We start from the raw sequence: 23863 nt of genomic DNA, 5'->3' as shown, positions 1-23863 counted from the left end.
TTGTTAGAGCTGCCCATGTTGCGACTGACCTCTATTATTGTTAATTTCGGCCATCATGGATAAAAATAACAATTATGAGTCGGCAAACTACCATGCGCTGCGCCCCGCGCTGGGACTACTCGTGTTGTGCCAGGCGCTCGATGAGCTGGCACTGGATACCGATGCCGTATTGGTCGCCACTCACCTGACTCGGGACTTTTTGGAAACGCCCGGCGCGTTGATACGTCGGGAGCAGGAAATCGCCTTTATCGAGCATGTGCTGGCCAGCAACCCGCGTGCCGACCTGGCGTTTCGTGTTGGCCTGCGCTACCACTACGGCGCCTTTGGTGTGTGGGGCTTGGCGCTGACCAGCAGCGAAAATTTAATACAGGCCTTTGAAGTGGCTCACGAGTTTATCGAGCTCACCCACAGTTTCGCGGGCCTGGAGCTGAAGCTTGATGGCGACATTGCCACGGTTGAGGTGCATGCTGATTACCCGGCCGGTCCGGTGAGAAACTTCGTTATTGAGCGTGATTTGGTGATCACTTTGATTATTGCCGCGGAAGCGGCAGGTCGACGATTGCCGGTCATTGATGTGGAGATCAGTTTGCCGAGGCCAGACTACGCGGCGGAATTGGAGCGAATGGCCGGCGTGCAGATTCAGTGGGCGGCGGAGCATACTCGCGCCCACATTCATCGCGAGGAATTACTGAAACCCCTGCCTCAGGCAAACCCGATTACCTGGTCCGCCTGTGTGCGCCAATGCCGGGACCTGATTGCTCAGCAGCATGGTGAGCGGCCCTTCGAGATTCGCTTGCGTCAATTGATTGCCGAGAGCCATTTTGCGGGGATCAAAGTGGTGTGCCGCCGTTTGGGTGTTTCCGAGCGCACATTGCGGCGCCAACTGCGCGATGAGGGCCACAGTTTTCGCCAGCTTCAAGAAGATGTGCGCCGGGAGCTGGCCGAACAGTGCTTAGCCGATCCGGCACTCAGCCTGGAAGCCATTGCTGAGCGCCTTGGTTACAGTGAAACGGCGAATTTCTGCCACGCCTTTCGTCGCTGGACCGGGCGTAGCCCGGGCGCCTACCGACGGGGGCTGCAGCCTTACTGACTACTTGGCGGTGAGCGCTTCGCCCTCAAAGGCGATGCCGGTCCAGCCGCTGCGCATAAAGTTGCGGATATTGGCGTGATCATCGCCGTCGGGGTGCTGAAGTACATCGATGCGATAATAGTCGCCGAAAGCCTGAAGTGTGGCCTGCTCGCTCAGCCCTTCGCGCAGGGCAAAGGCAAAAATTTTGCAGGAACCATTATTGCTGTTGGCGGCATTGTGCGTATCGCCGTTGCGAAAAGCCGTGGGCGTAAAGTCGAAGTTCGTGTCGATATACTCGATAACATCAGTAAATTGGGCGCTGCCGGCCTCCAGGGCCGCGAGCAAAGTGTCTTTGTTCATGGGGGTTCCGAAATATGGCTAAACGGGGGCGGGAAGTATAGCGGGCCTGCCTCGATGAGTCAGTGCAAGGCAGGCCCGGGTCGACGTAGGGCTACAGCATGACACAGGGCTACAGCATTTTGCGCGCCAGTTCCTGCATCAAGGCTTCCATTGCCGCTTCGCGGTCGCCGAGCAGGTCTTTGTAACTGGCCAACAATTCGCGCTTTTCTTGCAGTTGGTTGAGCTCGCTGCCGTATTTGTTTTGAATATCAGACTTTAGCGAGGCCTCCAGCTCTTTCAGTTGGCCCTTCAACTCTTCACCCAGAACGTCGCCCAAAATGCTGTCAAGGTTGGACTTGAGATTAACGATGGGGTCGTCGACGCTGCCATTCACGCGCATGTCCATCACCAGCTTGCTGACACCCTCCAGCGCGCGAGCCAGGCGTTGCGCGGTTGGGTTTTCGCCGCCCGCACTGGCCACGAGAATTTTAGCTTGGTTGACCAGGCCTTTTACCGAGCCGCTAAGATCGTCGCCATTGAGAGAGAAGTTCGCGGCAATATCGGCCAACCCCTGCTCGAGCTGGAGCGGCAGCTGCGGGCTTTGTGAGAGCGCGATACCTGACAGCAGCAGCTGCTTGAGGGTCATGCTTACGTTGGCGCTCATGGCATCATTTTGCTGCTTAAACAGACCGTCGATGAGCAATTGCGCCTGCTCCTCAACACCGCCTTGCAGTTTCATGGCAATGGGCTTTTCAAGCTTGTCGGTTATGTCTTCAATTTTTCCGTTGTAAGCCAGCTTTTGCTCGCCAACCATCTGGTAGCCGTCGATCAGCACTTCGCGAATCAGTATGCTGACGGGCAGTTCGCTGCTGCCGGCGGGCTCGCTGGGCGCAGAGGATTCCTTCGCGGCGAGCTCGCCCATCGTTTGCTTATAAAGCGTTAGGCCGCGCTGCACGAACTTTGTCGCATCGTCACCCAGCAGGAAGCGCAACATGCCGTCGGTGCCTTGGTCTACGCCATACTTGCTCATAATGCGCTGCGACTGTGCAGCGGGCAGCCGGGCTGCGCGTGAACTTAAGGCTTTGGCGGTATCCACGTCGGCGGAAATTTCCTTATTCAGCCCTTTGAATTGTTTGAGCTCGTCTTTGATGTCATCGCGCAGCTGTTTGGCACCGGCAATGCGCTCAAAGGTGTTCTTCTCTTTCAGTGCCTCCCAGCGCGCTTTAAATTCGTCGAGGCGCTCCTGTTGAGGAAGCGTCTTTGATTTCTCTTGCCACTTTTCCTCCAGGGTTTTGAAGCCGTTTTCGATCTCCTCCACCTCGGCCTGAATAATTGCCTGCTCTTCGGCCATAATGGCATTGGCGTCGGGCAGCTCAATGCTGGGCAATCCGCCTTCTTCTTTGGGCATGGCGGGCGGCATACTGCCGTCGAGGGTGCCCGGCGTGCTGCGTTCGGTGGCCATCTGCAACCCGGACAATAAGACCTGATCGGCGATAAACTGACGCTTGATCAGCGCCGTGCTGTCGACGTCGGCCGACACCTTCTCGCTTTCCAGCAGGTTGCTCATCGGTTCATTGGGGTTGGCGACGGTCAATCCGTACAGGGCGAAATGGGTCGGATAGAGCTGGATATCAACGTCGTCGACATTGACTTTGGCGCCGACGGCTTTGCTGCCTTCGCTCTCTATCGCCCACTTGGCGATAGGTTCCAGTGCAAAGGCCACTGTGGCGACGATAATAACGACCAATAGTAATAGGCCGCGCAGTATCCATTTCATCATGCGCTTACACTCCTTATTGTGGTGCGGGCAGGTGTTTACCCAGTAGTGGTGACAGCATAGCGATTCCCTTGTGACCTCGAAACCGCCATTTTGCTCAATTGTGACGCGGAGATAGCCGCCGGTTCGCGGGCGTGGCGGTCAGCCAATGTGGCGGGGGGCTGCTTAGCTGCCGCCGAATTCGGTGGGCAGGCGCTTCACCAGCTGAGAAACGGCGAGGCCGCGGTGACTGAGGCGGTTTTTTTGCTCGGGGGGCAACTCCGCCGCGCACTTGTTTAGCGCGGGGATAAAAAAATGGGGGTCGTAGCCAAAGCCGTTTTCGCCTCGTGGTGTATCCACAACCTCGCCCAGCCAGCGGCCCTCGCAAATGATCGGGGCGGGGTCTTCCGGGTGGCGAACAAATACCAGCGCGCAGTGGAAGTGGGCTTTGCGTTGGCGGATGTCAGCCAGATCGCGCAGCAGCTTGGCATTGTTGTCGGCGTCTTTCGCGCCGGCACCGGCATAGCGGGCGGAATAGATACCGGGCGCGCCGCCCAGCGCGTCGACGCACAGCCCGGAGTCATCTGCCAGTGCTGGCAGGCCGGTTTGCAGGGCGGCATTGCGCGCTTTAATCAGGGCATTCTCAACAAAGCTTAGGCCGTTTTCCTCAGCCTCTTCAACCTGCAGGTCGCGCTGGCTGATCATTGAAAAACGCTCACCCAAAAGCTGGCTGAATTCGGCGAGTTTGCCAGCGTTGCCTGTTGCGACGACAATTTTTAAGGTCATGCCTTAATTCTCTATATGCAGGGTTTTATTGAACTGAATATCGTAGGGCTGAGGGCGAGTGGCGGTGTTCACGCGCAGGCGGAAATCGCGGGTTTCCTGTTTGCCATCAATGGACAGCTCGGCGATGTAATAAATAGCATCCTGCTCGATGACTTCTCTAAAGTTCAGCGGCGTTCGGTGTATCAGGTCTGAGCTGCTGCCACTGACTGTGGCCCGGATAGGCTCGCTTGTGCCATCGCTGGCATGTCGAACCGATACATTGACGAGGAATTTGTCCTTGCCGCGCGTAATGCCATAGCTTCGGGCAACCTCAGGGGTGAGAAAACCGGTGTTGAGAACATTGAAGTAAACGGTGTCAGCGCCGAAGGTTTGCGATGTGGGCGGCGACACCGGCGCGGCGGGGTCTTGGGCGAGGCTGGGCCATGCACACAGGCCTACAATCATCAGCATTACGAGTTGGCGGGCTGCGCTCATGTTCATTTCCTTGCCGTTTGCAGTGGTTTATTTACTAATATGGTAGACCGCCGTCACCCCGAGCACATTGGGAAAGCGCTGGGCGAGGGCCCCTTGCGTGTTGTCTCCGCTGACTACGCTGCTGTTGAGAATGCGGATGAATTTTTCTTCGCACAGGGCTTCAAAGTCGCGCACGGTACAAAAGTGGATATTGGGCGTGTCGTACCACGTGTAGGGTAAAAACTTACTCACCGGCATTCGTCCGCGGCCCGTGAGGTGCCAACGGCTGCGCCAGTGGCCAAAGTTCGGGAAAGTGACGATACACTCGCGGCCGACCCGCAGCATTTCGTCGATAACGAGGTGCGGATACCGCAGCGTTTGCAGGGCCAGCGTCATCACCACAACATCGAAGCTGTCGTCGCGAAAATTCCCCAGGCCGGTGTTGAGGTCGTGCTCGATAACATCCACGCCCTTGCTCAGCGCTTCGGTAATATTATCGGGGTCGATTTCCAGGCCCAAGCCGGAAACTTGCTTCTCTTCAGCCAGGGTTTTGAGTAGTGTGCCGTCGCCGCAGCCCAGGTCGAGAACCCGGGCGCCGGGCTTGATCCAGGGCTGGATCAGGGTCAGGTCAAAGCGCATCACAGGCCCTCCGCTACACGTTTCATGTAGGCGTTGAATACCGCCATATAGCGCGGGATGGGAATCAAAAACGCATCGTGTCCGTGATTCGCCTCAATTTCTGCGTAGCTAACGGATTTGCCCGCCGCGACTAAGGCATCGACGATTTCTCGCGACCGGTCCGGGGCAAAGCGCCAATCCGAGGTAAATGACATCACCATAAATCGGCACTTGGCGTGGCTGAATGCCGCGACTGGATCGTCGTCGTACTCGCGGGCCAAGTCGTAGTAGTCCAGAGCCTTCGTCATCAATAAATAGGTGTTGGCGTCGAAGCTTTCGGCAAAGCGCGAACCCTGATGGCGCAGGTAGCTTTCTACCTGGAACTCCACGGGCCCTTGGGAGCCGAGTTTCAGGTCTCCGGCCTTGAGGTCGCGGCCGAATTTTTCCTTCATGCCGTCGTCGGACAAATAGGTAACGTGGCCGATCATTCTGGCCAGTGCCAGGCCCTGGCGGGGCAGCGTGTCGTGCTCTAGATAGCGGCCCTGGTGAAAGTTGGGGTCGGAGCAAATGGCATTGCGAGCGATCTCGTTGAAGGCGATATTCTGCGCCGACAGCTTCATTGCCGAGGCGATCACGACGCAGTGGCGCATGGCATCGGGGTACTCCAGTGCCCAGCGCATCGCCTGCATACCGCCGAGACTGCCACCGATAATGGCGGCCCATTGCTCAATGCCAAAGTGCGCCATCATCAGGCGTTGGCTCTCCACCCAGTCGCGACAGCGTAACGGCGGGAAGTCCGGCCCCCAGGGCTTTCCGGTTTCCGGGTTGGTGGAGGTGGGGCCGGTAGAGCCGTGGCAGCCGCCGATATTGTTAATGCTGAGCACGAAGAACACATTGGTGTCGATCGGCTTTCCAGGCCCAATGCAGCTGTCCCACCAGCCGGGCTTGCGCTCATCGGGGTGGTGTCGCCCCGCGGCGTGATGGTGGCCGCTGAGTGCGTGGCAGATCAGAATGGCATTGCTGCGCGCGGCATTTAGCTCGCCGTAGGTTTCAAAAACGATATCGTGTTCGGGCAGGCTGCGACCACAGGAGAGCGCCAGTGGCTGATCAAAATGCAGGGTCTGTGGCGTGACGATGCCGACGCTGTCTTGTTGCTCTGGCTGGTGTGTCACCTTCCTGAATTACCCCTTGTTAACGGCGGTGATGTGCAAATTTTCCGGCAGCTTGCCGGGTGTTTGAATTCTAAGGGTTTTTTGTCGACTTTGCGCGCCTGACGACAGGCTGACCTGGGCTTTTTTTACCCCGAATTGGGACGCGAGAAAGGCGCAAAGTGCCCGATTGGCTTTGCCGTCTACCGCCGCTGCCCGCAATCGCACCTTCAGGCGCTCGCCATGATGCCCGGCAAACTCTTCGCGACTGGCCCCCGGCTGCACGTGGCAGCGCAATATCAGCGTATCGTCCTGCCAGGAATAAAAGTCTGCCACTGGGCTGCTACAAACCCATTACCAGTGCGGGATGAAGGCCGACGGACGCCCCCATATGGCGGAGCAGAACTTCCAAAACATTAATACTCAGAAACACCAGTATTGGCGAAAGGTCGAGTCCGCCGAGTGGTGGTATTAACTTGCGAAACGGCGCCATGACCGGCTCGGTGATTTGGTAGAGCAATTGCGCGCCGGGGTTGTAGCTACCCTGAGCCACCCAGCTAAGGATAATGCTGCCGATGATGGCGAAGAAATACAGGTTAAGAACCATCGCGCACAGGCCAATGACTGACCAGAGCAGAATTTGCGCAGGGTTTGGGAATACGCCGAACAGAATTTTGCACAGCAGCGTAATGCCTATTGCCTGCACCGCAAAGGCGAGTAACAACGATGCGCTGTCGATGCGGCCCAGCGGCGGCAGTAAACGGCGCAGGGGCAGCACTAGCGGGTTGCTGAGTTTCACAATGGCCTGAGAGATCGGGTTGTAAAAGTCGGCCCGCACCAGCTGCAAAATTAACCGCAGCATAAAGACCAGCAGGGTCAGGCTGATAAGCGTGTTAAGCAGTAAATAGGAAATATCATTGAATGCTGACATGGCTGGTTTTATTCCCCTTCGAGCTCTCGGCCCAGTTCTTCGGCCCGCAAGGCCGCACCGCTGAGTGCGGCGTCGACGAGTTGGCGAAAGCCGCCGTCTTCAAAAATAGTGATCGCGCGCTCAGTCGTGCCCTTTGGTGAGGTGACGCGGCGGCGTAGCTCGGCGACATCCACATCGCCCTCCAGTGCCATTCTGGCGGCACCAAGGGCCGTTTGCTGGCTGAGCTTGGCGGCTAGCTCGCTGCTTAGTCCCAGCTTTTCACCGCTGGCTTGCATCGCTTCCATCAACAGGAAGAAGTAGGCCGGGCCACTGCCAGACACCGCGGTAACGGCGTCCAGATCCGCTTCGCTGTCTACCCAGAGCGCCAGGCCCGTGGCCTGCATAATTTTTTCTGCCAACTGGCGCTGTTGCTCGGAGACGGCATCATTGGCATAGAGCCCTGTTGCGCCGCAGCGAAGTAGCGCGGGGGTGTTGGGCATGCAGCGCACGATTGCTAAATCGCCGCCAAGCCAACGGTTTAGGCTGTCGCTGGTGATGCCTGCTGCAATACTGATGACCATCGGGCGATGTTGCTGTACCAGTGCGCTGATTTCGCCGGCAACGGTTTTCATAAGTTGCGGTTTGACTGCCATAACGATCACATCACAACCGGGAATGATCGCGTGGTTGTCTTGGCTGGTTTGAATATTGCCCAGCGCTGACAGCTTGGACAGACTGTCGGCGTTGGGGTCGCCCGCGCGAATATTCTCAGCGTCGATGCCACTGGCGAGCAGTCCGCCGATAATGCTGGCAGCCATATTGCCGCCGCCAATGAATCCGATTGTTGCTGTGCTCAACGAGAACCTCCGGTGCTATCTTGCCGCGCTGGCAAGGCGAATAGGCCAGCGAGTATATCAGGCTGCAAATGGGGGCTGAAGTTAGGGGCTGTTTACACTCACTAAATTATCGCTGCTGGCGCTGACTTTCAGCCCGGCTTACGTCCTTAAGCCATTTCAGACAACGTCGGTTGCGTGATGAATGTGGGCGCGCCCTAATTCGTGGCGGGTGTTCGCGGGCCAAAGATGGCGGTGCCGACGCGCAGCAGAGTAGAGCCCTCGAGAATGGCGGCGTCAATATCACCGGACATCCCCATCGACAGCGTGTCGAGGGTGAGCCCGGGTAGCGCTGATGCGATTTGATCGCGAAGTTGCCGAAGTTGCGCAAACGCTTGCCGCTGCTCGGCAAGGTCGGTGCTGGCGGCGGGGATGGCCATGAGGCCGCGGAGTCTGAGCCCCGGCAGTGCAGCGACGCCTCGGGCGAGATCCAGTGCGTCGCTGGGTAATACCCCCGACTTTGTGGTTTCCTCACTAATGTTGACCTGCAAGCAAATATTCAGCGGGGCTAGTGATGCTGGCCGCTGATCGCTGAGTCGACGGGCGATCTTGAGTCGGTCAACACTGTGCACCCAAGAGAAATGTTCGGCGATCTCGCGGGTTTTATTGGATTGTATCGGGCCAATGAAGTGCCAGCAGATATCGAGGTGGCTCAGTGCTTGTTGTTTTTCCCTGGCCTCTTGCAGATAGTTTTCGCCGATATTATCCAGGCCGTTGGCCACTGCGTCGGCAACTTCGTCGGCATTGCGGGTTTTGCTTACCGCTAGCAGGGTAATTTCTGCTGGATTGCGCCGCGCATCAGCGGCACATTGAGCAATGTGCGCTCGCAGGGATGCTATATTTGAAGACAGTGCCTGGGAGTGAGTCATCGCTATTTTTTGCTCCACGTCGCGTTGTGGTTGATAGGGTGCTGCCATAATAAAAGCATTGTGTTGGCGCGCTGCGGTAACGCATTATCCTACTACGCATAATAATAGAGAGCGGCAGCCTGCCCATTGCTGTAACTATTGCTGTAACTAAGGAGAATCATGGATATTACAGAGTTGCTGGCGTTTAGCGCCAAGCAAAATGCCTCGGATTTACACTTGTCTGCCGGCCTGCCGCCGATGATTCGTGTCGATGGCGATGTGCGGCGCATCAATGTGCCGCCCATGGAGCACCGCGAAGTTCACAGCTTGATTTACGAGATTATGAACGACCGCCAGCGGCGTGACTACGAAGAATTCCTCGAAACCGACTTCTCCTTTGAGGTGCCCGGTGTTGCCCGCTTCAGGGTAAATGCCTTTAACCACAACCGCGGTGCTGGCGCGGTATTTCGGACAATTCCGTCGAAGGTGCTGACCCTTGAAGACCTGGGTATGGGCAAGGTCTTTCAGGACGTATCCATGTTGCCGCGCGGGCTGGTGTTGGTGACGGGCCCCACGGGTTCGGGTAAGTCGACGACACTCGCGGCGATGATCGACTATATCAACGACAACAAGTTTGACCATATTCTAACTATTGAAGACCCCATAGAATTTGTACACGAGTCGAAGAAATGCCTGGTGAACCAGCGCGAGGTGCACCGCGACACACACGGCTTTAACGAGGCACTGCGCTCGGCGCTGCGTGAAGACCCCGATATCATCCTGGTGGGGGAGCTGCGCGATTTGGAAACCATTCGTTTGGCACTGACGGCCGCTGAAACCGGGCACCTGGTATTCGGGACCCTGCACACCACCTCTGCGGCAAAAACCATTGACCGGGTTGTCGACGTATTCCCAGGGGAAGAGAAGTCTATGGTGCGCTCCATGCTCTCCGAATCGCTGCAGGCGGTTATCTCGCAAACACTGCTGAAGAAACCGGAGGGCGGACGGGTTGCTGCCCATGAGATTATGATTGGCACGCCCGCCATTCGTAATTTGATTCGTGAAGACAAAGTCGCGCAAATGTATTCAGCCATCCAGTCTGGGGCGAATGTTGGTATGCAGACGATGGATCAATGCCTGAAAGAGCTGCTGTCCAAGCGGCAGGTCACGCGCGATGCGGCTAAATTAAAAGCGCGCTTCCCCGAGAATTTTTAGAATAAGAGGGCGCGAGCGCCGAGGAGAGTAGGGTGGAAATCGAGAAGCTGCTGCGCATCATGCAGGAAAAAGGCGCTTCAGACTTATTTATTTCGGCAGGGGTGCCACCTTCGGTGAAGCTCAATGGCCAGCTGATTCCCATGAGCAGTAATGCCCTGAGCCCCGAGCAGGCTCGGGAAGTTGTGCTGGGCGTGATGAATGAGCAACAGCGCCGCGAGTTTGTTCGCGATAGAGAGTGTAACTTCGCCATCAGTTCGCGGGGCATTGGTCGCTTCCGTGTCAGTGCCTTTTATCAGCGTAATCTGGTGGGGATGGTGTTGCGCCGAATTGAAACGCGCATTCCCACCACCGATGAGCTTGGGCTGCCGGATACGATCAAGGATCTGGCGATGACCAAGCGCGGGCTAATTATCTTTGTCGGTGCGACGGGAACGGGTAAATCAACGTCGCTGGCCTCGATGATCGGTCACCGCAACGAAAACTCGCGCGGCCACATTATCACCGTGGAAGACCCCATCGAATTTGTGCATCAGCACCGTGGTTGTATCGTTACTCAGCGCGAGGTGGGCATTGATACGGAGTCCTTTGAAGTGGCGCTGAAGAATATGCTGCGCCAGGCACCGGATGTCATCATGATCGGTGAGGTGCGCTCGCGGGAAACCATGGAGCACGCCATCACCTTTGCTGAAACCGGGCATTTGTGTCTCTGCACCCTGCACGCCAACAACGCCAACCAGGCACTCGACCGAATCTTGCATTTCTTCCCCCCTGAGCGTCACAGTCAGCTATGGATGGATTTGTCATTGAACCTGCGGGCGATGGTGGCGCAACAGCTGCTGCCGACCCGCGATGGTCAGAGCCGCCGCGCTTGTGTGGAAATACTGCTTAATACACCCCTGGCCGCGGATTTGATTCGCAAGGGCGAAGTGGCCGCGTTGAAAGACCTGATGCGCCAGTCCACCGAGCAGGGGATGCAAACCTTTGATCAAGCCTTGTACGACCTTTACGTGGCGGGTGAAATTACTTACCAGGATGCCATCGCTCACGCGGATTCGGCGAACGATCTGCGGCTGCTGATCAAGCTGGGCGCCGACAACGACGTTGACCAGATGCACAGTGCGGCGGGTAACTTGACGATGCAAGAGGTGGAAAAGGACACCCCGGGCGGCATTGGCCGCCGCTAGATTGCAGGGGGCTAATTTTGCCCCTGCTCCCGCATCCAGCTTTCCAAGATGATCGCAGCACTGAGTCCGTCGACGCCGCGGTCTTTGAAAGCCTGATTGCCTGCCTGCTCAATCAGCTCCCCTTTGGCTTCGAAGCTGGACAGTCGTTCGTCAGCAAAGTCGACTGCAACGCCAAAACGACCGTGAATGCGGTTGCCGAACTTTCGCGCGCGCTGACACATTTCTGACTCGCTACCATCCATATTTAACGGTAGCCCGACGACCACGGTTTGCGGTTGCCATTCTTTCAGTAGCGCCTCAATTTCATGCCATTGCGGAATGCCATCTTTGGCGCGCAGCGACTTCAGTGCTGACGCGCTGCCGGTGAGGCTTTGGCCCACGGCGCAACCAATCCAGCGGAGTCCATAGTCAAAGGCGAGATAACGTTGTGCTGCACTCATAAGGGTAGTTTTCTATTGGGGAGGCGGCATTGTAGCGCAGCGAAGGGCCTTCTTCAGGCGTGGCCGCTATCGGAGCCGAGCTGGGCGAAATTAATGCCGAGTTTCGCCAGTGCAGCATCGACACGTTGATCGGCAGGCGTATCGAAAATAACTTTATCGTCAGCGGGTAGTGACAGCCAGGCATTGTCGGCGAGCTCTTCCTCTAATTGGCCGGGCGCCCAGCCAGCATAGCCAAGGGCAATGAGTGTGTCAGCGGGGCCGCTGCCACGTGCGATAGCGTCGAGGATGTCCAGTGAGGTGGTAAGCGCCAGTTTGGGGCTGATTTCAAGGCTGGCATCCCAGCGCTGTTTGTCGCGGCGATGCAAAACAAAACCGCGGTCTGTATGAACGGGACCGCCGGCAAAGACGGGCTGTTTGCGGTGTTGCCCGGGTTCGTCAAAGTCGAGCTGGGCCAGAATTTCCTCAACATCCATATCCAGCGGCCGGTTGACGATTAAGCCCATAGCGCCATTCTCGTCGTGCTCGCAGAGATACACCAGGCTATGGGCAAAAATGCCTTCGCCGAGGTTGGGAAGGGCGACAAGGAAGTGATCCTGCATTGACGAAAAGGTGGGCTCAGCCATAACAGCTCCGAGGCAAGCAGTTAGCGCAGTAAGTTTTAGTATGGGGTAATTTTTGCCAATCTCAAGCGCTAGCGGCTGTTCGCGCGCAGACTGTTGCGCTCGAAGCGCCAGGTGCGAACGATGCCCAGGCGATTTTTGCCATCGAGCACATCTTTGGGAATGGCTTCGTAGGGGGCCGCAAGTCTGACGATTCGGTTCGCCGCCTTGTCGAGCTCCGGGTGGCCAGAGCTACGCATAATTCTCACCTCATCGATACGGCCGTCAGGGAAAAGCATAAGCAGCATGCGTAGCTCGCCAGTCAGGCCTTGTTTTCGGGCGCTTTCCGGGTAGTGCAGGTTTCCAATATGCTCAACATGTGACTCCCAGCGGTCCAGATACAAGGCGTCGGGTGAGCCTCGGGTTGCGACGGAGGTGATAAATTTCGGCCTGGGCATGCTGGCATAGGCCTGGTTTAGGTGGTCAAGTTGGGCTTCGAGCGCCGCGATGTTCTCGCTCAGCTCGGTCATATCGTCATCGCCATTGAGAGGCTGCGGCTGGCGCTTATCGGCGTTTTGGTCCGTAGTGATGTGCTGCGCACTGGCGTTGCGACTGTGGAGAATGGCGCGATTTTCACTGGCCTGCTGGGCCTTCGCTTGTTTGAAAACGTGTTCAGGTGGCGCGCTATTATCGTGAAAGGCGCTATCTATCCGGCTGCTAAGCTCTGCTTTGTCCTTCAGGCTGCCGCTGCCTAATTGGTCGTGCTGGGCAATATAGTCGGCCTTTTCCGGCGCATTTTCGCTTTGATATTGCGCGAGCGTGACCTCGAGGCTGGGGAGTTTTGGATCACTGCTCAGCGCAGAAAAGCTGATGCCCAAAATAAGTGCTGCGTGCAGCGCCGCTGCGAAACAGAAAATAAAGCCGAGGCGCTCGGGCGAGTCCGAACGCTCTTCGTGAATAGGGAAGGCGACGGCCATGGATTACCGGGCCCGTTTGGCTGCCAGTTTATTCGAAATTGCATCCATGAGCTGGCCGGCAATGTCGGTGCCAAACTGCGCATCGATTTCGCGGATGCAGGTAGGGCTGGTGACATTGATTTCCGTCAGCGAGTCGCCAATAACGTCCAGGCCGACAAAAAGAAGACCCTTTTCGCGTGCTACCGGAGCGACCTGGGCGGCTATCCAGCGGTCGCGTTCGCTGAGCGGCTGTGCCCGCCCACTGCCACCTGCTGCCAAATTACCGCGGCTCTCTCCGGCGGCGGGAATCCGCGCCAGGCAGTAATCGACCACCTCGCCGTCGACCAGCAAGATGCGCTTATCTCCCTCTTTAATTTCGGGGAGGTAGCGCTGTGCCATGGTCATGGTGCGGCCGTGGTTCGTGAGGGTTTCAATGATCACTGAAACGTTGGCATCGTCGGGGCGCAGGCGAAAGATAGAGCTGCCGCCCATACCGTCGAGTGGCTTCATGACGACGTCGCCGTGTTCGCGGTGGAAGGCGCGCAAGCGGGCGGGGTCACGGCTGACCAGCTGGGTCGGTGTGCACTGGGGGAATTGCAGTGCGAACAGCTTTTCGTTGCAATCACGCAGTGATTGGGGGCGGTTCACCACCATGGCGCCCTGGCGTTCGGCCAGTTCCAGTATGTGAGTGGCGTAGAGAAACTCGTTATCGAATGGGGGGTCCTTGCGCATCAAAATGACGTCAAGTTCTCCAAGGTCGATGTCTTGGGCGTCGTCGAGCTGATAAAAGTTGTCGGGGTTTTTGAATGGGGTGATCTTGCGCACCTGCGCGCGCGCAGCCCCTGCGGTGATATACAGGTCGCTCAGCGTCATGTAATCGATATGCCAGCCGCGCTCGTCGGCGGCCCACAGCATGGCGAGAGTGGAGTCTTTTTTGTAGTTGACCTGTTCGATCGGGTCCATGACCACGCCTAAGCGAATCGTCATTTAATCACCTGTGGCAAATATGTGAGACAGCTCCCAAACCCTTAATGAATATGGGGACGCAACCCGAAGGCCTTGCGATGATGGCGAGGTATTTGGGTAGGGGCCTTCATGAGGGAGGCGCTATCTACGGGTAAACGCGCTATGCTCTTTTGTGGAGCATGCTCTCATCGCTCAACTAAAATACCGTATTCCCCGTGCTTACGGCAATTGGTGTTGCGGTAAAGCCGCCTGCCAGTGGGCGCTTTTACATAATAAGATGATGGCGGGTGCGAGCATTCCGTGGTAAAAATTTCGCTCTGAAAATAGGTTGCGACGCACCGTCGCGACGCTATCGGATTGGCACAGAATAAGGTTGTGAGTTTATGGAAGCCAATTTTTCTGACCTGAAGGTCATGATCATCGATGACAGTAAAACCATTCGCAGAACGACGGAGACTTTGCTCGCCAAGGCGGGCTGCACCGTGGTGACGGCAATAGATGGCTTTGATGCGCTGGCAAAAATCGCCGATACCAAGCCCGATATTATTTTTGTCGATATCATGATGCCTCGGCTCGATGGTTACCAAACCTGTGCCTTGATCAAGAACAACAGCGAGTTTAAGTCGACGCCGGTGATCATGCTCTCAAGTAAGGACGGCTTGTTCGACAAAGCGAAAGGCCGTATCGTTGGGTCGGATCAGTATCTGACCAAGCCCTTCAGTAAGAATGAATTACTCGATGCCATTCAGGCACACGTATCAAACTGATAATAAATATAAACCACATAAAAGGGCCGCACAGAAAGGCCTGCTATAAACCCCTGAATCTACAAAACAGGGGTGCTACTGCGAGAGGGATGTAATGCCACGTGTATTGATCGTTGATGATTCGCCCACAGAAATTGTGAAGATTCGCCAAATTCTCAGTAAAAACGGCTACGACGTGATTACTGCAGAGAGTGGCGAGCGGGGCATTGAGCTGGTGCGAGCGGAAAACCCCGACGTTGTACTGATGGATATAGTGATGCCGGGCCTCAATGGCTTTCAGGCAACACGTCAGCTCAGCCGGGACCCTGATACCAGCAGCGTACCGGTGATTATTGTTACCACGAAAGATCAAGAAACGGATCGCCTCTGGGGGCAGCGTCAGGGGGCGAAGGGCTACCTGACTAAGCCGGTAGACGGCAAGCTGTTGATCAAAACCATTGAGTCAGTTCTGAATTAAGGTAGCCCGTCACCATGACCGAAGCGCAGAGCGCCTTTCGTTATCTAAGTGAGCTGGCCCGTCGCAGTCGCCGTGCCGACGGCGACGTTGTCGAACAAACCGACAGCCAAGAATCCCTGTGGAGCGGTATCGGTTTCGCTATTGGTTCCCAGTACTGTGTGGTGCCTATGGGCGAAATTGTTGAAGTCCTCAGCGAGCCTGCGGCAACTCGGCTTCCGGGTGTGAAAAGCTGGATCAAAGGCGTTGCCAATGTGCGGGGACGTCTGTTGCCGCTGCTGGATCTCGCACAATTCCTTGATGACACATCCGCAACGGCCAGTGGTCAGCGCCGCGTATTGGTGCTTGAGCGCGGCGAGATCTATACCGGCCTGGTCGTGGATGACGTTTTCGGTATGCAGCATTTTCACGCGGATGCATTCAGTGAAGAGCTCGGCAGTATTTTGCCGCCAATGCAGCGCTTCAGCGACGGTGTTTATCGGCAGGGCAGCCGGGAATGGGCGCTATTCAGACCACTAAAACTGATGGAAGTCAGAGACTTCTACGACGTCGCCGTATAGGCGCGACAACGACAAGAAAAACATGGAAATATCCTGGAGTCGGGGCAAATGAAAGCAGCAAGAAAAGGCGATGCCGCTAAGCTAAAAACGGGGCGTGCGGCCAGTGTTATTGTCGCATTGATGCTGGTTGGGTTTATCGGGGCAGGCTTTAACACCTATGTGATACTGCGCGATGCCGGCTACGATCAGCGCTACTTGGAGTTGACGGGTGAAATGCGTCTCTATGCGCAGCAGCTGGCCAATGCGTCGCGCGAGGCCGCGCTGGGTGACACCGCCTCCTTTGATACGCTTGCCAGGGCGCAGCGGAATTTTGGTGCGGTGCGTCGCGAACTGGTGGAGGGGAGCAAAGACCTGCCCTCGCCGGCGGACATGCTCGGCGGCGACATTGCTCAGCTCAATCGCTTGTGGGCACAGGTAGACAGTGCTGCAGAAACCATTGTTAGCAACCGCGAGCGCATCGTTTTTCTCTACGAGGTCGCTGCAAACCTCAACCAACTCATCCCCCAACTTCAAGATGCCTACAACAAAGTTGTAGGCATTATGCTCAAAAGCGATGCCTCGGCGAACCAAGTGGCCATTGCTCAGCGCCAGTCCCTGCTACTGGAGCGGATTGCGCGCAACGTAGACCGCATGTTGGAAGGCACCGATGCGGCCACCGCGGCAGCCGAGCAGTTTACGGTCGACGCCAATGAATTTGGTACGGTACTGCGCGGCATGCTGGCGGGCAATAAGGCGATCGGCGTGGCCCCGGTTGCCGACAAAAATGCGCGCAACCTGCTGATGCGGGTCGGGCAGGACTTTCAGATGATTAGTGGTTCGGTGGACGAAATTTTCCAAGTGTCTCCGGAGCTACTGAAGTCGGCAGAAGCGGCAGGCGTGATTGTCGTAAATGTTCCGGAGATTATGCAGGTCACCAGTAACCTTTCCAGTCGCATTAGCCGGCTTGATGAAGAGCGCCCACTGTCGGTGGTTACCGCGATTGGCTTTGTGGGCGTCGTTGTTATTGCACTTGGCTTATTGGGTATGAACTCCATCCGCACTGCGCAGCAGCGTTTGCGGGCAACGGCGGAAACCAACGAGCGAAACCAAACGGCAATCTTGCGCCTGCTTGATGAATTGGCTGATTTGGCCGACGGTGATTTGACAACGTCGGCAACGGTGACCGAGGACTTCACCGGTGCGATTGCCGACTCGATTAACTACACCATCGACCAGTTGCGGGTCTTGGTTTCGCAGATTAACGAAACCGCGCAGGAGGTGTCGCTCGCGGCCCAGGGGTCACAGGCCACCGCGCTGAATTTGGCCGAGGCCTCAGAGAGTCAGGCCCGCGAAATTGCCGGTGCCTCGGCGGCCATCACCGAAATGGCGGTAACGATCGATAAAGTATCCAGCAATGCCCGTGAATCTGCTGCGGTTGCCCAGCGCTCGGTAGCGATCGCTAATACCGGTGCTGAAGTCGTACAGAACACGATAAAAGGCATGGACAATATCCGTGAGCAGATTCAAGAGACATCCAAGCGTATCAAGCGACTGGGTGAGTCGACGCAGGAGATCGGTGACATCGTCTCGCTGATCAACGATATTGCCGATCAGACCAATATCCTGGCGCTGAATGCTGCTATTCAAGCCTCGATGGCCGGTGATGCGGGTCGTGGTTTTGCGGTGGTCGCGGATGAAGTTCAGCGTCTTGCTGAACGCTCGTCGGGTGCGACAAAGCAGATTGAGGCCCTGGTAAAAACGATTCAGTCCGACACCAATGAAGCGGTTATTTCCATGGAGCAAACCACCTCGGAAGTGGTCCGGGGGGCACGCCTTGCTCAGGACGCGGGTGCCGCACTAACAGAGATCGAAACGGTATCTCAGGAATTGGCGGAATTGATCGAAACGATCTCAAACGCAGCGGCCGATCAGGCGAAGTCGGCGGGGCAAATCTCGTCAACGATGAAGATCATTCAAGAAATTACTTCGCAAACCTCAGCGGGTAGTACCGAAACAGCGAATTCGATTGGGGAGTTGGCCACCATGACCGACGACCTGCGCAGCTCGGTGGCCGGTTTCACCTTGCCGAACCAATAGCATAAGCCCTGAGCGCTGGCCGACAGGGGCTGTCGGTGAAAAATAGGAACAAAGGCTGACGGATATGAGTGACCGCCGAGATTTTATTGCGCTGGAGTGGCTGAGCGAAGAGCTTAAAGCCACACTGCTGCAATGTGCTGCGATGATTCGCGATTCTGCGTTACACAGCAGTGAGCCGGCAACGCTTGAGCCACTCAGCGGTCAGCTGCACCAAGTGCAGGGCTCGCTGCAAATGATCGAGTTCAGCGGTGCCGCGCTGTTGCTGGCAGAAATGGAAGCTGCCGTAACCGGAGTGATAGAGCGCGACGTACCGGTGGCGCAGCGCGGAGACCTGCTGGAAGCAGTTGCCGTTGCCTGTGAGGCGTTACCTCGATATTTCGACTCTTTGCGCAATGCGCGCAGCGAACTGCCGGTCGATCTTATTCTCGTTTTCAACGAATTGCGCGCGGCGCGCGGTGGTCGCCTGCTTTCCTCGGGGCTGCTGTTTGAGGCCTCGCAAACACAGCTCGCGGTGGAACCCTCGCTGCAGCGCGATGACTTGGCTGAGTTAATGGCCAAGCTTCACAAAATGTACCAAATTGCCCTTAAGGCCTACCTCGACGGTGGCGACGACGACAAAAATCTCGCCTATCTGCATAAAGTCTGTAGCCGCGTTGCGCGCTTACAGAGTGAGCAGGCCAGCTATTTGCTGTGGCAGTCTGCGAGTGTACTTATTGAGGCGATTCAGGCTGATCGTCTCCCCGCGGGTGCGGTGCGCATCGACTTCCTGCACCGCTTGGGGCATGAAATTCGCACCCTTGCCAACGGCGCACCCTCCGATGCGTCGCGACATGCCTTGCTCGACGATATTGTGTTCTACGCACTGTGCAGTGCCAACGAGAGCGAGGCGCTGAGCCGGCTTCGCAAGACTCAGGGTTTCCCCACCGGTCTCACCTCTTTTGAGGGCCAGCAGCAGTTTATCGCCACCGCCCAGCCGCGCTTGGTTGTGGCATTGCGGGATTTATCGGCAGAGCTGGATAGCGGCGTTGAAGCCAGTCGCTTAAATGAACGGGTCGAGGTTATTGCCGACGCCATGGCGATATTGGGCTTAATCCAGCCTCTGTATGCGCTGCGCAGCGCGGCTGCCGGTATTGAATCCGGGGTTGAGAGTGCACAGCTTAGCTTGAGCCGCGTGCTTGCGAGAGTGGCCGAACAGCTCGATGTTGAGCCAGAGCCTGTTGCACCCCAACTGCCGGCGAGTGGTGAGCAGCAGTCGACGATTGGTGCAGCGCGCGCCGAATTGGCAGACATTCAGGAAGCGCTCGTCAACTATGTGGCAGAACAATGCCAGCATCACTATTTGCAGGGCTTGCCACAGCGTATCAGCGATTTGGCGCTCGCGTTGCAGGCCAGCGAACACGCCGATGCCGCTGCGGTGATGGGACGGGCAGCGGATTACATTCGCGAGCAATTAGTGGACGCCGAACAGGTGCCAGAGTGGCCAATGCTCGACGCGTTGGCCGATGCAATGACTTCCGTTGATTATTACCTGGAGCGCAGTGCCGACGGGCCGAGGGTAGAAGACCAAGGGCTGATTCGGGTCGCTGCGGAGTGTGTGGCAAGGCTGGGCTATCCCGTCGACCAAAGCGCGCCAGATAATATCGTTGCCATGCCGGTTAAGGCGGCTGACGAGGCATCCTTAGCTGAGGACGAGAGCGAAGAGTTTGTCGATCCCGTCGCCACCTCAGAAGAGCTGGCTCTAGATCCCGATGTGCTCGATATCTTCATCGAGGAAGCTGGAGATGTTCAGGCAAGCCTGGGCGAGAAGTTACCTCGCTGGCGCGATGGCCTGTCATCGCCGTCACTGTTAGCGGACGTACGCCGAGCCTTCCACACCCTGAAAGGCAGTGGGCGAATGGCGGGGGCGGAGCAGTGTGGCGACTTTGCTTGGGCGATTGAGAACATGCTCAACAAGGTTGTCGACGGTTACTTCACGATGGATCCGCTGCGCCTTGGTGTGGTTGAGCGAGCGGCTCAAATACTCCCCGAGCTGATCGAAGAGCTGTCTCATAAAAGGGCCTTACCACCGTCGCAGTTGCGCGATTTACTTGCCGATGCTGAGTTGTTGGCAAAGGAGCAAAGTCCGGAGCTCAGTGCGCCGGCGCCTGCCGCCAGCGACGGAGAACAAGCCGAGCTAACCGCCGTGTTTATCGGCGAGGCGGAAGTTCACCTGCGCCAGGTTGAGCAGTTTCTTCAAGGTGTTTACAGCTATCCCGTTCATCTCAGCGATGAGTTGCAGCGCGCCCTACATACCTTGAAGGGCTCGTCGAAAATGGCCGAAATATGGGCGGTGGCCAGTATTATTACGCCGCTGGAAGGGCTGGTAAAAGAAGCCCGCTCGATGCGCATCGCGGTGGATGAAGCGTTCATACAGTTGGTCGCTGATGTGCTGGCGGAAACGCGCAAGCTAGTGCAGCGTTTGCGCCACAGCCCGGCTTCCAGTTTGGAGGCATCATCGGCGTTGCGCGAACGTATTCAGCAGGCCGAAATCAGCTTGATGGCGCAGGCGGAAACCGCCGAGGCCCAGCGACAAGCCGGCCAAATAGCCCCTGATGCGCTAAATCAGTTCTTACTCACCTTTGGCGATCATATTCAGGGCTTGATCGATAAAATTCGCGATGCCGATCAGCCGATAACTGCCTCGGTCATGCAGGAGTACGCGCCGATAATGGGGCAGTTCGCCCAGCGCGCAGAGGATATTGGCAGTGAAAGCACCGCCGAAATAGCGCAGGCCCTGCAGGTATTGCTCAGCCATGGTCGCGACCCATTACCGGCCGAGTTCTTGCAGTTGACCGAGCGTGCCCTCGACCAACTGATGGACGACCTGAATCAAATTGCTGCGGAAAACAGTGCCGAGGTGAATGCAGAGCTGCTTGAGCAGCTGCGCGACTTCGACGCCTCGGCGCTTGTCGAAACGCCCGCCGCTGCTCTTGCCGCTACTCCTTCATCGGCTGCGTCATCGGCTGCGTCATCGGCTGAGTTTCCTGAAGACAGTGCCGCGATGGCAGCGCCATTGCCCGCGGCCGATATTGAGGATATCGACCCGGATATTCTCGAAATCTTTATGGAAGAGGCAAGGGACTTACTAGAGGGCTTGGACAATGCCCTGCACAGTTGGGATGAAGATCGCGACAATCCCCGCTACCTAGACGATGTGCAGCGTTATTTGCACACCTTTAAGGGTGGTGCGCGCCTTACCGGGCTAACGGCGATGGGTGATTTCGCCCACCAGATGGAAACCGAAATCTCCGAATCCCTCGCCAAAGGCGAGGCGCCGTTGGCGGACTTGCTGCCGGTTGTTCAGCAGGCGCAAGACAAACTGGTGGCAATGCTCGACGGTTTGGACACCGAGGTAGCCGCCCCTACCCCCGCAGAACCGGTTGTGACCTTAGAGGTCGCGCCAGCGTCGGAGGAAGTGGCTCCTAAACCTGCTGAAGGCACGGCGCCGCAGTGGTCTGCGATACAGGCTCGCGGCCCGCAGGAGATGATCAAAGTACCCTCTGAGTTGTTGGAGCGCTTGATCAACCTCGCCGGTGAAACCTCGATTGCTCGTGGTCGTATCGAAGAACAGGTGAGTGAAGTTCATTTCTCACTGGAAGAAATGGAAATGACCGTTGAGCGCTTGCAGGAGCAGGTGCGCCGGCTGGACATGGAAACCGAAGCGCAAATTATTCACCGCCAGGAGCAAATGGAGAGTGAGGGGGCTGAGGGCTTCGATCCATTGGAGTTCGACCGCTACTCACAGCTGCAACAGCTGTCGCGAGCACTGTTGGAGTCGGCATCGGATTTGGTCGATTTGCGCAATACGGTCGTCGATAAAAGTCGCGATATGGAAACCTTGCTATTGCAGCAGTCGCGAGTAAATACTGAGCTTCAAGAAGGCCTGATGCACTCGCAGATGGTGCATTTCTCTCGCATGGTTCCGCGTTTGCGGCGCGGCGTTCGTCAGCTGTGTGGCGAGCTGAATAAAGACGTCGACTTCAAGGTTTACAACGCCGAAGGCGAAATGGACCGCAGGGTGTTAGAGCGGATTATTCCCGCGCTGGAACACATGCTGCGAAACGCCATCGACCACGGCATAGAGTCGGCGGAACAGCGTCAGCAAAGCGGTAAGCCTGCTCAGGGTGAACTGTCGATGCGCTTTGACCGCCAGGGCGGTGATGTCGTGATTACGATTAGCGACGATGGCGCGGGTATCGATTTGGCTGCGGTTCGGGCCAAGGCTGAGCGCATGCACTTGGTTGCAGCGGGGGCTGAACTTAGCGAGCGTCAGTTACTCGATTTTATTTTCCATGCGGGCTTTTCCACAGCAGACAATGTTACGCAGATCTCCGGCCGCGGCGTGGGTATGGATGTGGTGCACAGCGAGATCAAGCAGCTCGGCGGTTCCATCGAGGTGAGCACCTCGCAAGGCCAGGGCAGTCGCTTTGAAATTCGACTGCCGTTTACGGTGTCCGTTAACCGCGCACTGATGGTCAGTGTCGGGGGCGAGGTCTATGCCGTACCGCTGAACAACATCGAAGGCATCGTGCGCGTCAGCCCTTATGAGCTGGAGGTTTACTACGAAGATGGTGGGCCGGATTTTGAGTATGCCGGCCAGCAATACAAGCTGCGCTATATGGGCCAGTTGATGGGCGTGTCTGCCCCCCACTTAGAGGGCCAGTTGGAGCCGAAACCTGTACTGCTGATTCGCAATGCCGAGCCGGCCACCGCGGTGCAGGTCGACTCATTGATGGGTTCGCGGGAAGTGGTGGTGAAATCACTGGGGCCGCAGTTTGCCGCCGTGCCGGGATTGTCTGGCGCCACGGTGCTGGGTGACGGCAGTGTGGTGGTGATTTTGGATATGCTGGCAAGCATCCGCGCCGATGCAACGCGGCGCTTGAGTGGTTCTGAAATGCAGGGGCAGTTGCCCAGCAGCGACGTTCCCGTCAAACATGTCATGGTCGTCGACGATTCGGTGACTGTGCGCAAGGTGACGTCGCGCTTACTTGAGCGTCAGCAGATGAAGGTCACGCTGGCGCGCGATGGGCTGGAAGCCGTCAACCAGTTGCAGGAAATGGACGCGCTGCCGGATGTCATATTACTGGATATAGAGATGCCGAGGATGGACGGTTTTGAGGTGGCTAGCCGCCTGCAGAGCTCGCCGCGCTTCAAGGACATTGCCATTATTATGATTAGCTCGCGTACCGGCCAGAAGCACCGCCAGCGAGCGTCAGGCTTGGGTGTCACGCGCTTCCTGGGTAAACCCTATCAGGAAATACAGCTGTTAAAAGCGATTGAGGAAGTTATGTCGAAGGTGGACGCGGAATGATGCATGCCTTACCTGATGCCTCCTTGGCGAACCTGATCATGCCCATCGCCGGTGGCGGGCTGCTGCTACCCAATAGCTGCGTGGTAGAGGTTGCCAGTGCGCGACAGTTAAGCTCTGCCATGTCATCGACCTTCATCTTGGGGATGTTGCGCTGGCGCCAGCGCGAGATTCCACTGGTGTGCTTTGAGGGCTTGCGCGACGGTGAGTTGCCTGCAGAGCCAGCGATCCGGCAAGTGGCGGTGATGGCCGGACTCAACGACCGCGAGCGGCTGCCGCACTACGCGATCTTGCTGTCGTCGGTGCCCCACTTGTTAAGTGTTCACGCCGGCGATGTTAAAACCTTGGACCACTGTGAGGACCAGCCGGCGATTTTTGCCGACGTTGAAGTGCATGGTCAACGCTTGTTGATACCGGATATTGATGTACTTGAGGAAAAGATCCTCACGGAACTCTCCCCTGCAGAGCAGGCGGAGTGA

Annotated in this window: 23 protein-coding genes; 9 read left to right on the top strand and 14 right to left on the bottom strand. The window is 57.0% G+C overall.

From position 1 onward, the window contains the following. Positions 1-55 precede the first annotated feature (55 nt). Positions 56-1090 (top strand): AraC family transcriptional regulator, encoded by a 1035-nt coding sequence (locus AC2Q8J_RS09750; protein WP_486451164.1) that lies wholly within the window; start codon positions 56-58, stop codon positions 1088-1090. Here the strand turns inward: AC2Q8J_RS09750 and AC2Q8J_RS09745 are convergent, their stop codons facing one another. The 10 genes from AC2Q8J_RS09745 to AC2Q8J_RS09700 all read right to left on the bottom strand — a co-directional run bounded on the left by AC2Q8J_RS09745 (position 1091) and on the right by AC2Q8J_RS09700 (position 8889). Then, on the bottom strand, positions 1091-1429 hold the full coding sequence (locus AC2Q8J_RS09745; RefSeq protein ID WP_286695203.1) for a HopJ type III effector protein: 339 nt from the start codon (positions 1427-1429) through the stop codon (positions 1091-1093). Between the two features lie 109 nt (positions 1430-1538). Further along, positions 1539-3188 carry a TIGR03545 family protein gene (locus AC2Q8J_RS09740; RefSeq protein ID WP_486451163.1) on the bottom strand — a complete coding sequence of 550 codons (1650 nt, stop codon included), beginning with the start codon at positions 3186-3188 and terminating at the stop codon, positions 1539-1541. A gap of 162 nt (positions 3189-3350) precedes the next feature. Next, positions 3351-3950, bottom strand: coding sequence for an RdgB/HAM1 family non-canonical purine NTP pyrophosphatase (rdgB, locus tag AC2Q8J_RS09735; RefSeq protein WP_286837406.1), 600 nt, complete (start codon positions 3948-3950; stop codon positions 3351-3353). A 3-nt stretch (positions 3951-3953) separates the two neighbouring features. Beyond that, positions 3954-4424, bottom strand: coding sequence for a DUF4426 domain-containing protein (locus tag AC2Q8J_RS09730; RefSeq protein ID WP_286837404.1), 471 nt, complete (start codon positions 4422-4424; stop codon positions 3954-3956). A gap of 27 nt (positions 4425-4451) precedes the next feature. Continuing rightward, positions 4452-5042: a methionine biosynthesis protein MetW gene (metW, locus tag AC2Q8J_RS09725; RefSeq protein ID WP_204995023.1), complete on the bottom strand. Its 591-nt coding sequence runs from the start codon at positions 5040-5042 to the stop codon at positions 4452-4454. Then, the gene (gene metX / locus AC2Q8J_RS09720; protein WP_204994786.1) at positions 5042-6193 is read right to left on the bottom strand and encodes a homoserine O-succinyltransferase MetX; all 1152 of its coding nucleotides are present in this window, start codon (positions 6191-6193) and stop codon (positions 5042-5044) included. Before metX ends, metW begins: the two co-directional genes overlap by 1 nt. 9 nt (positions 6194-6202) lie before the next feature. Next, entirely contained in the window at positions 6203-6505 is a 303-nt protein-coding gene (locus tag AC2Q8J_RS09715) for a DUF167 domain-containing protein (RefSeq protein WP_286837402.1), read from the bottom strand. A 7-nt stretch (positions 6506-6512) separates the two neighbouring features. Further along, positions 6513-7100, bottom strand: a complete 588-nt coding sequence (locus AC2Q8J_RS09710) for a YggT family protein (RefSeq protein WP_204994784.1) — start codon at positions 7098-7100, stop codon at positions 6513-6515. 8 nt (positions 7101-7108) lie between these two features. Then, positions 7109-7936 (bottom strand): pyrroline-5-carboxylate reductase, encoded by an 828-nt coding sequence (proC, locus tag AC2Q8J_RS09705; RefSeq protein WP_424142532.1) that lies wholly within the window; start codon positions 7934-7936, stop codon positions 7109-7111. A 194-nt stretch (positions 7937-8130) separates the two neighbouring features. Next, entirely contained in the window at positions 8131-8889 is a 759-nt protein-coding gene (locus AC2Q8J_RS09700) for a YggS family pyridoxal phosphate-dependent enzyme (protein ID WP_486451162.1), read from the bottom strand. Positions 8890-9000: 111 nt separating this feature from the next. On the opposite strand from AC2Q8J_RS09700, the gene AC2Q8J_RS09695 reads away from it, so the two are divergent. Both AC2Q8J_RS09695 and AC2Q8J_RS09690 read left to right on the top strand, forming a co-directional pair. Beyond that, a complete protein-coding gene (locus AC2Q8J_RS09695) occupies positions 9001-10035 on the top strand; it encodes a type IV pilus twitching motility protein PilT (protein ID WP_027873266.1) in 1035 nt (344 codons plus the stop codon). A 59-nt stretch (positions 10036-10094) separates the two neighbouring features. Further along, on the top strand, positions 10095-11219 hold the full coding sequence (locus tag AC2Q8J_RS09690; RefSeq protein WP_239547484.1) for a PilT/PilU family type 4a pilus ATPase: 1125 nt from the start codon (positions 10095-10097) through the stop codon (positions 11217-11219). Positions 11220-11230: 11 nt separating this feature from the next. On the opposite strand, the gene ruvX is transcribed toward AC2Q8J_RS09690, so the two are convergent. From ruvX to gshB, 4 genes are all read right to left on the bottom strand, one after another. Continuing rightward, positions 11231-11659, bottom strand: a complete 429-nt coding sequence (gene ruvX / locus AC2Q8J_RS09685; protein ID WP_204994781.1) for a Holliday junction resolvase RuvX — start codon at positions 11657-11659, stop codon at positions 11231-11233. 53 nt (positions 11660-11712) lie between these two features. After that, positions 11713-12282: a YqgE/AlgH family protein gene (locus AC2Q8J_RS09680; RefSeq protein ID WP_204994780.1), complete on the bottom strand. Its 570-nt coding sequence runs from the start codon at positions 12280-12282 to the stop codon at positions 11713-11715. Positions 12283-12350: 68 nt separating this feature from the next. Further along, complete coding sequence (locus tag AC2Q8J_RS09675; RefSeq protein ID WP_204994779.1) at positions 12351-13235, bottom strand: energy transducer TonB; 885 nt, start codon at positions 13233-13235, stop codon at positions 12351-12353. A 3-nt stretch (positions 13236-13238) separates the two neighbouring features. Beyond that, positions 13239-14201, bottom strand: coding sequence for a glutathione synthase (gshB, locus tag AC2Q8J_RS09670; RefSeq protein WP_288364085.1), 963 nt, complete (start codon positions 14199-14201; stop codon positions 13239-13241). 362 nt (positions 14202-14563) lie between these two features. On the opposite strand from gshB, the gene pilG reads away from it, so the two are divergent. From pilG to AC2Q8J_RS09640, 6 genes are all read left to right on the top strand, one after another. After that, a complete protein-coding gene (pilG, locus tag AC2Q8J_RS09665) occupies positions 14564-14947 on the top strand; it encodes a twitching motility response regulator PilG (protein WP_027873260.1) in 384 nt (127 codons plus the stop codon). 94 nt (positions 14948-15041) lie between these two features. Further along, the gene (locus AC2Q8J_RS09660) at positions 15042-15404 is read left to right on the top strand and encodes a response regulator (RefSeq protein WP_204994777.1); all 363 of its coding nucleotides are present in this window, start codon (positions 15042-15044) and stop codon (positions 15402-15404) included. A 14-nt stretch (positions 15405-15418) separates the two neighbouring features. Further along, entirely contained in the window at positions 15419-15961 is a 543-nt protein-coding gene (locus tag AC2Q8J_RS09655; protein ID WP_486451161.1) for a chemotaxis protein CheW, read from the top strand. A 48-nt stretch (positions 15962-16009) separates the two neighbouring features. Continuing rightward, complete coding sequence (locus AC2Q8J_RS09650) at positions 16010-18037, top strand: methyl-accepting chemotaxis protein (RefSeq protein ID WP_027873257.1); 2028 nt, start codon at positions 16010-16012, stop codon at positions 18035-18037. Between the two features lie 64 nt (positions 18038-18101). Further along, entirely contained in the window at positions 18102-23387 is a 5286-nt protein-coding gene (locus AC2Q8J_RS09645) for a hybrid sensor histidine kinase/response regulator (RefSeq protein WP_486451160.1), read from the top strand. Continuing rightward, positions 23384-23863 carry a CheW domain-containing protein gene (locus AC2Q8J_RS09640; protein WP_288363736.1) on the top strand — a complete coding sequence of 160 codons (480 nt, stop codon included), beginning with the start codon at positions 23384-23386 and terminating at the stop codon, positions 23861-23863. The genes AC2Q8J_RS09645 and AC2Q8J_RS09640 overlap by 4 nt, the downstream gene beginning before the upstream one ends.

The sequence above is a fragment of the Spongiibacter sp. C9W genome (genome assembly GCF_057370015.1).
Note: the sequence above shows the minus strand (reverse complement) of the source record. Positions and strands in the feature narration are given on the sequence as shown.

Bases quoted from the DNA above. Each gene is read 5' to 3' on its own strand.
- AC2Q8J_RS09640 (WP_288363736.1), top strand. From the start codon at position 23,384: ATGATGCATGCCTTACCTGATGCCTCCTTGGCGAACCTGATCATGCCC.
- AC2Q8J_RS09740 (WP_486451163.1), bottom strand. From the start codon at position 3,188: ATGATGAAATGGATACTGCGCGGCCTATTACTATTGGTCGTTATTATC.
- AC2Q8J_RS09680 (WP_204994780.1), bottom strand. From the start codon at position 12,282: ATGGCTGAGCCCACCTTTTCGTCAATGCAGGATCACTTCCTTGTCGCC.
- AC2Q8J_RS09750 (WP_486451164.1), top strand. From the start codon at position 56: ATGGATAAAAATAACAATTATGAGTCGGCAAACTACCATGCGCTGCGC.
- AC2Q8J_RS09650 (WP_027873257.1), top strand. From the start codon at position 16,010: ATGAAAGCAGCAAGAAAAGGCGATGCCGCTAAGCTAAAAACGGGGCGT.
- AC2Q8J_RS09675 (WP_204994779.1), bottom strand. From the start codon at position 13,235: ATGGCCGTCGCCTTCCCTATTCACGAAGAGCGTTCGGACTCGCCCGAG.
- AC2Q8J_RS09710 (WP_204994784.1), bottom strand. From the start codon at position 7,100: ATGTCAGCATTCAATGATATTTCCTATTTACTGCTTAACACGCTTATC.
- ruvX (WP_204994781.1), bottom strand. From the start codon at position 11,659: ATGAGTGCAGCACAACGTTATCTCGCCTTTGACTATGGACTCCGCTGG.
- AC2Q8J_RS09660 (WP_204994777.1), top strand. From the start codon at position 15,042: ATGCCACGTGTATTGATCGTTGATGATTCGCCCACAGAAATTGTGAAG.
- AC2Q8J_RS09700 (WP_486451162.1), bottom strand. From the start codon at position 8,889: ATGGCAGCACCCTATCAACCACAACGCGACGTGGAGCAAAAAATAGCG.
- AC2Q8J_RS09655 (WP_486451161.1), top strand. From the start codon at position 15,419: ATGACCGAAGCGCAGAGCGCCTTTCGTTATCTAAGTGAGCTGGCCCGT.
- AC2Q8J_RS09745 (WP_286695203.1), bottom strand. From the start codon at position 1,429: ATGAACAAAGACACTTTGCTCGCGGCCCTGGAGGCCGGCAGCGCCCAA.
- AC2Q8J_RS09645 (WP_486451160.1), top strand. From the start codon at position 18,102: ATGAGTGACCGCCGAGATTTTATTGCGCTGGAGTGGCTGAGCGAAGAG.
- metW (WP_204995023.1), bottom strand. From the start codon at position 5,042: ATGCGCTTTGACCTGACCCTGATCCAGCCCTGGATCAAGCCCGGCGCC.
- AC2Q8J_RS09730 (WP_286837404.1), bottom strand. From the start codon at position 4,424: ATGAGCGCAGCCCGCCAACTCGTAATGCTGATGATTGTAGGCCTGTGT.
- AC2Q8J_RS09695 (WP_027873266.1), top strand. From the start codon at position 9,001: ATGGATATTACAGAGTTGCTGGCGTTTAGCGCCAAGCAAAATGCCTCG.
- AC2Q8J_RS09690 (WP_239547484.1), top strand. From the start codon at position 10,095: ATGCAGGAAAAAGGCGCTTCAGACTTATTTATTTCGGCAGGGGTGCCA.
- rdgB (WP_286837406.1), bottom strand. From the start codon at position 3,950: ATGACCTTAAAAATTGTCGTCGCAACAGGCAACGCTGGCAAACTCGCC.
- gshB (WP_288364085.1), bottom strand. From the start codon at position 14,201: ATGACGATTCGCTTAGGCGTGGTCATGGACCCGATCGAACAGGTCAAC.
- pilG (WP_027873260.1), top strand. From the start codon at position 14,564: ATGGAAGCCAATTTTTCTGACCTGAAGGTCATGATCATCGATGACAGT.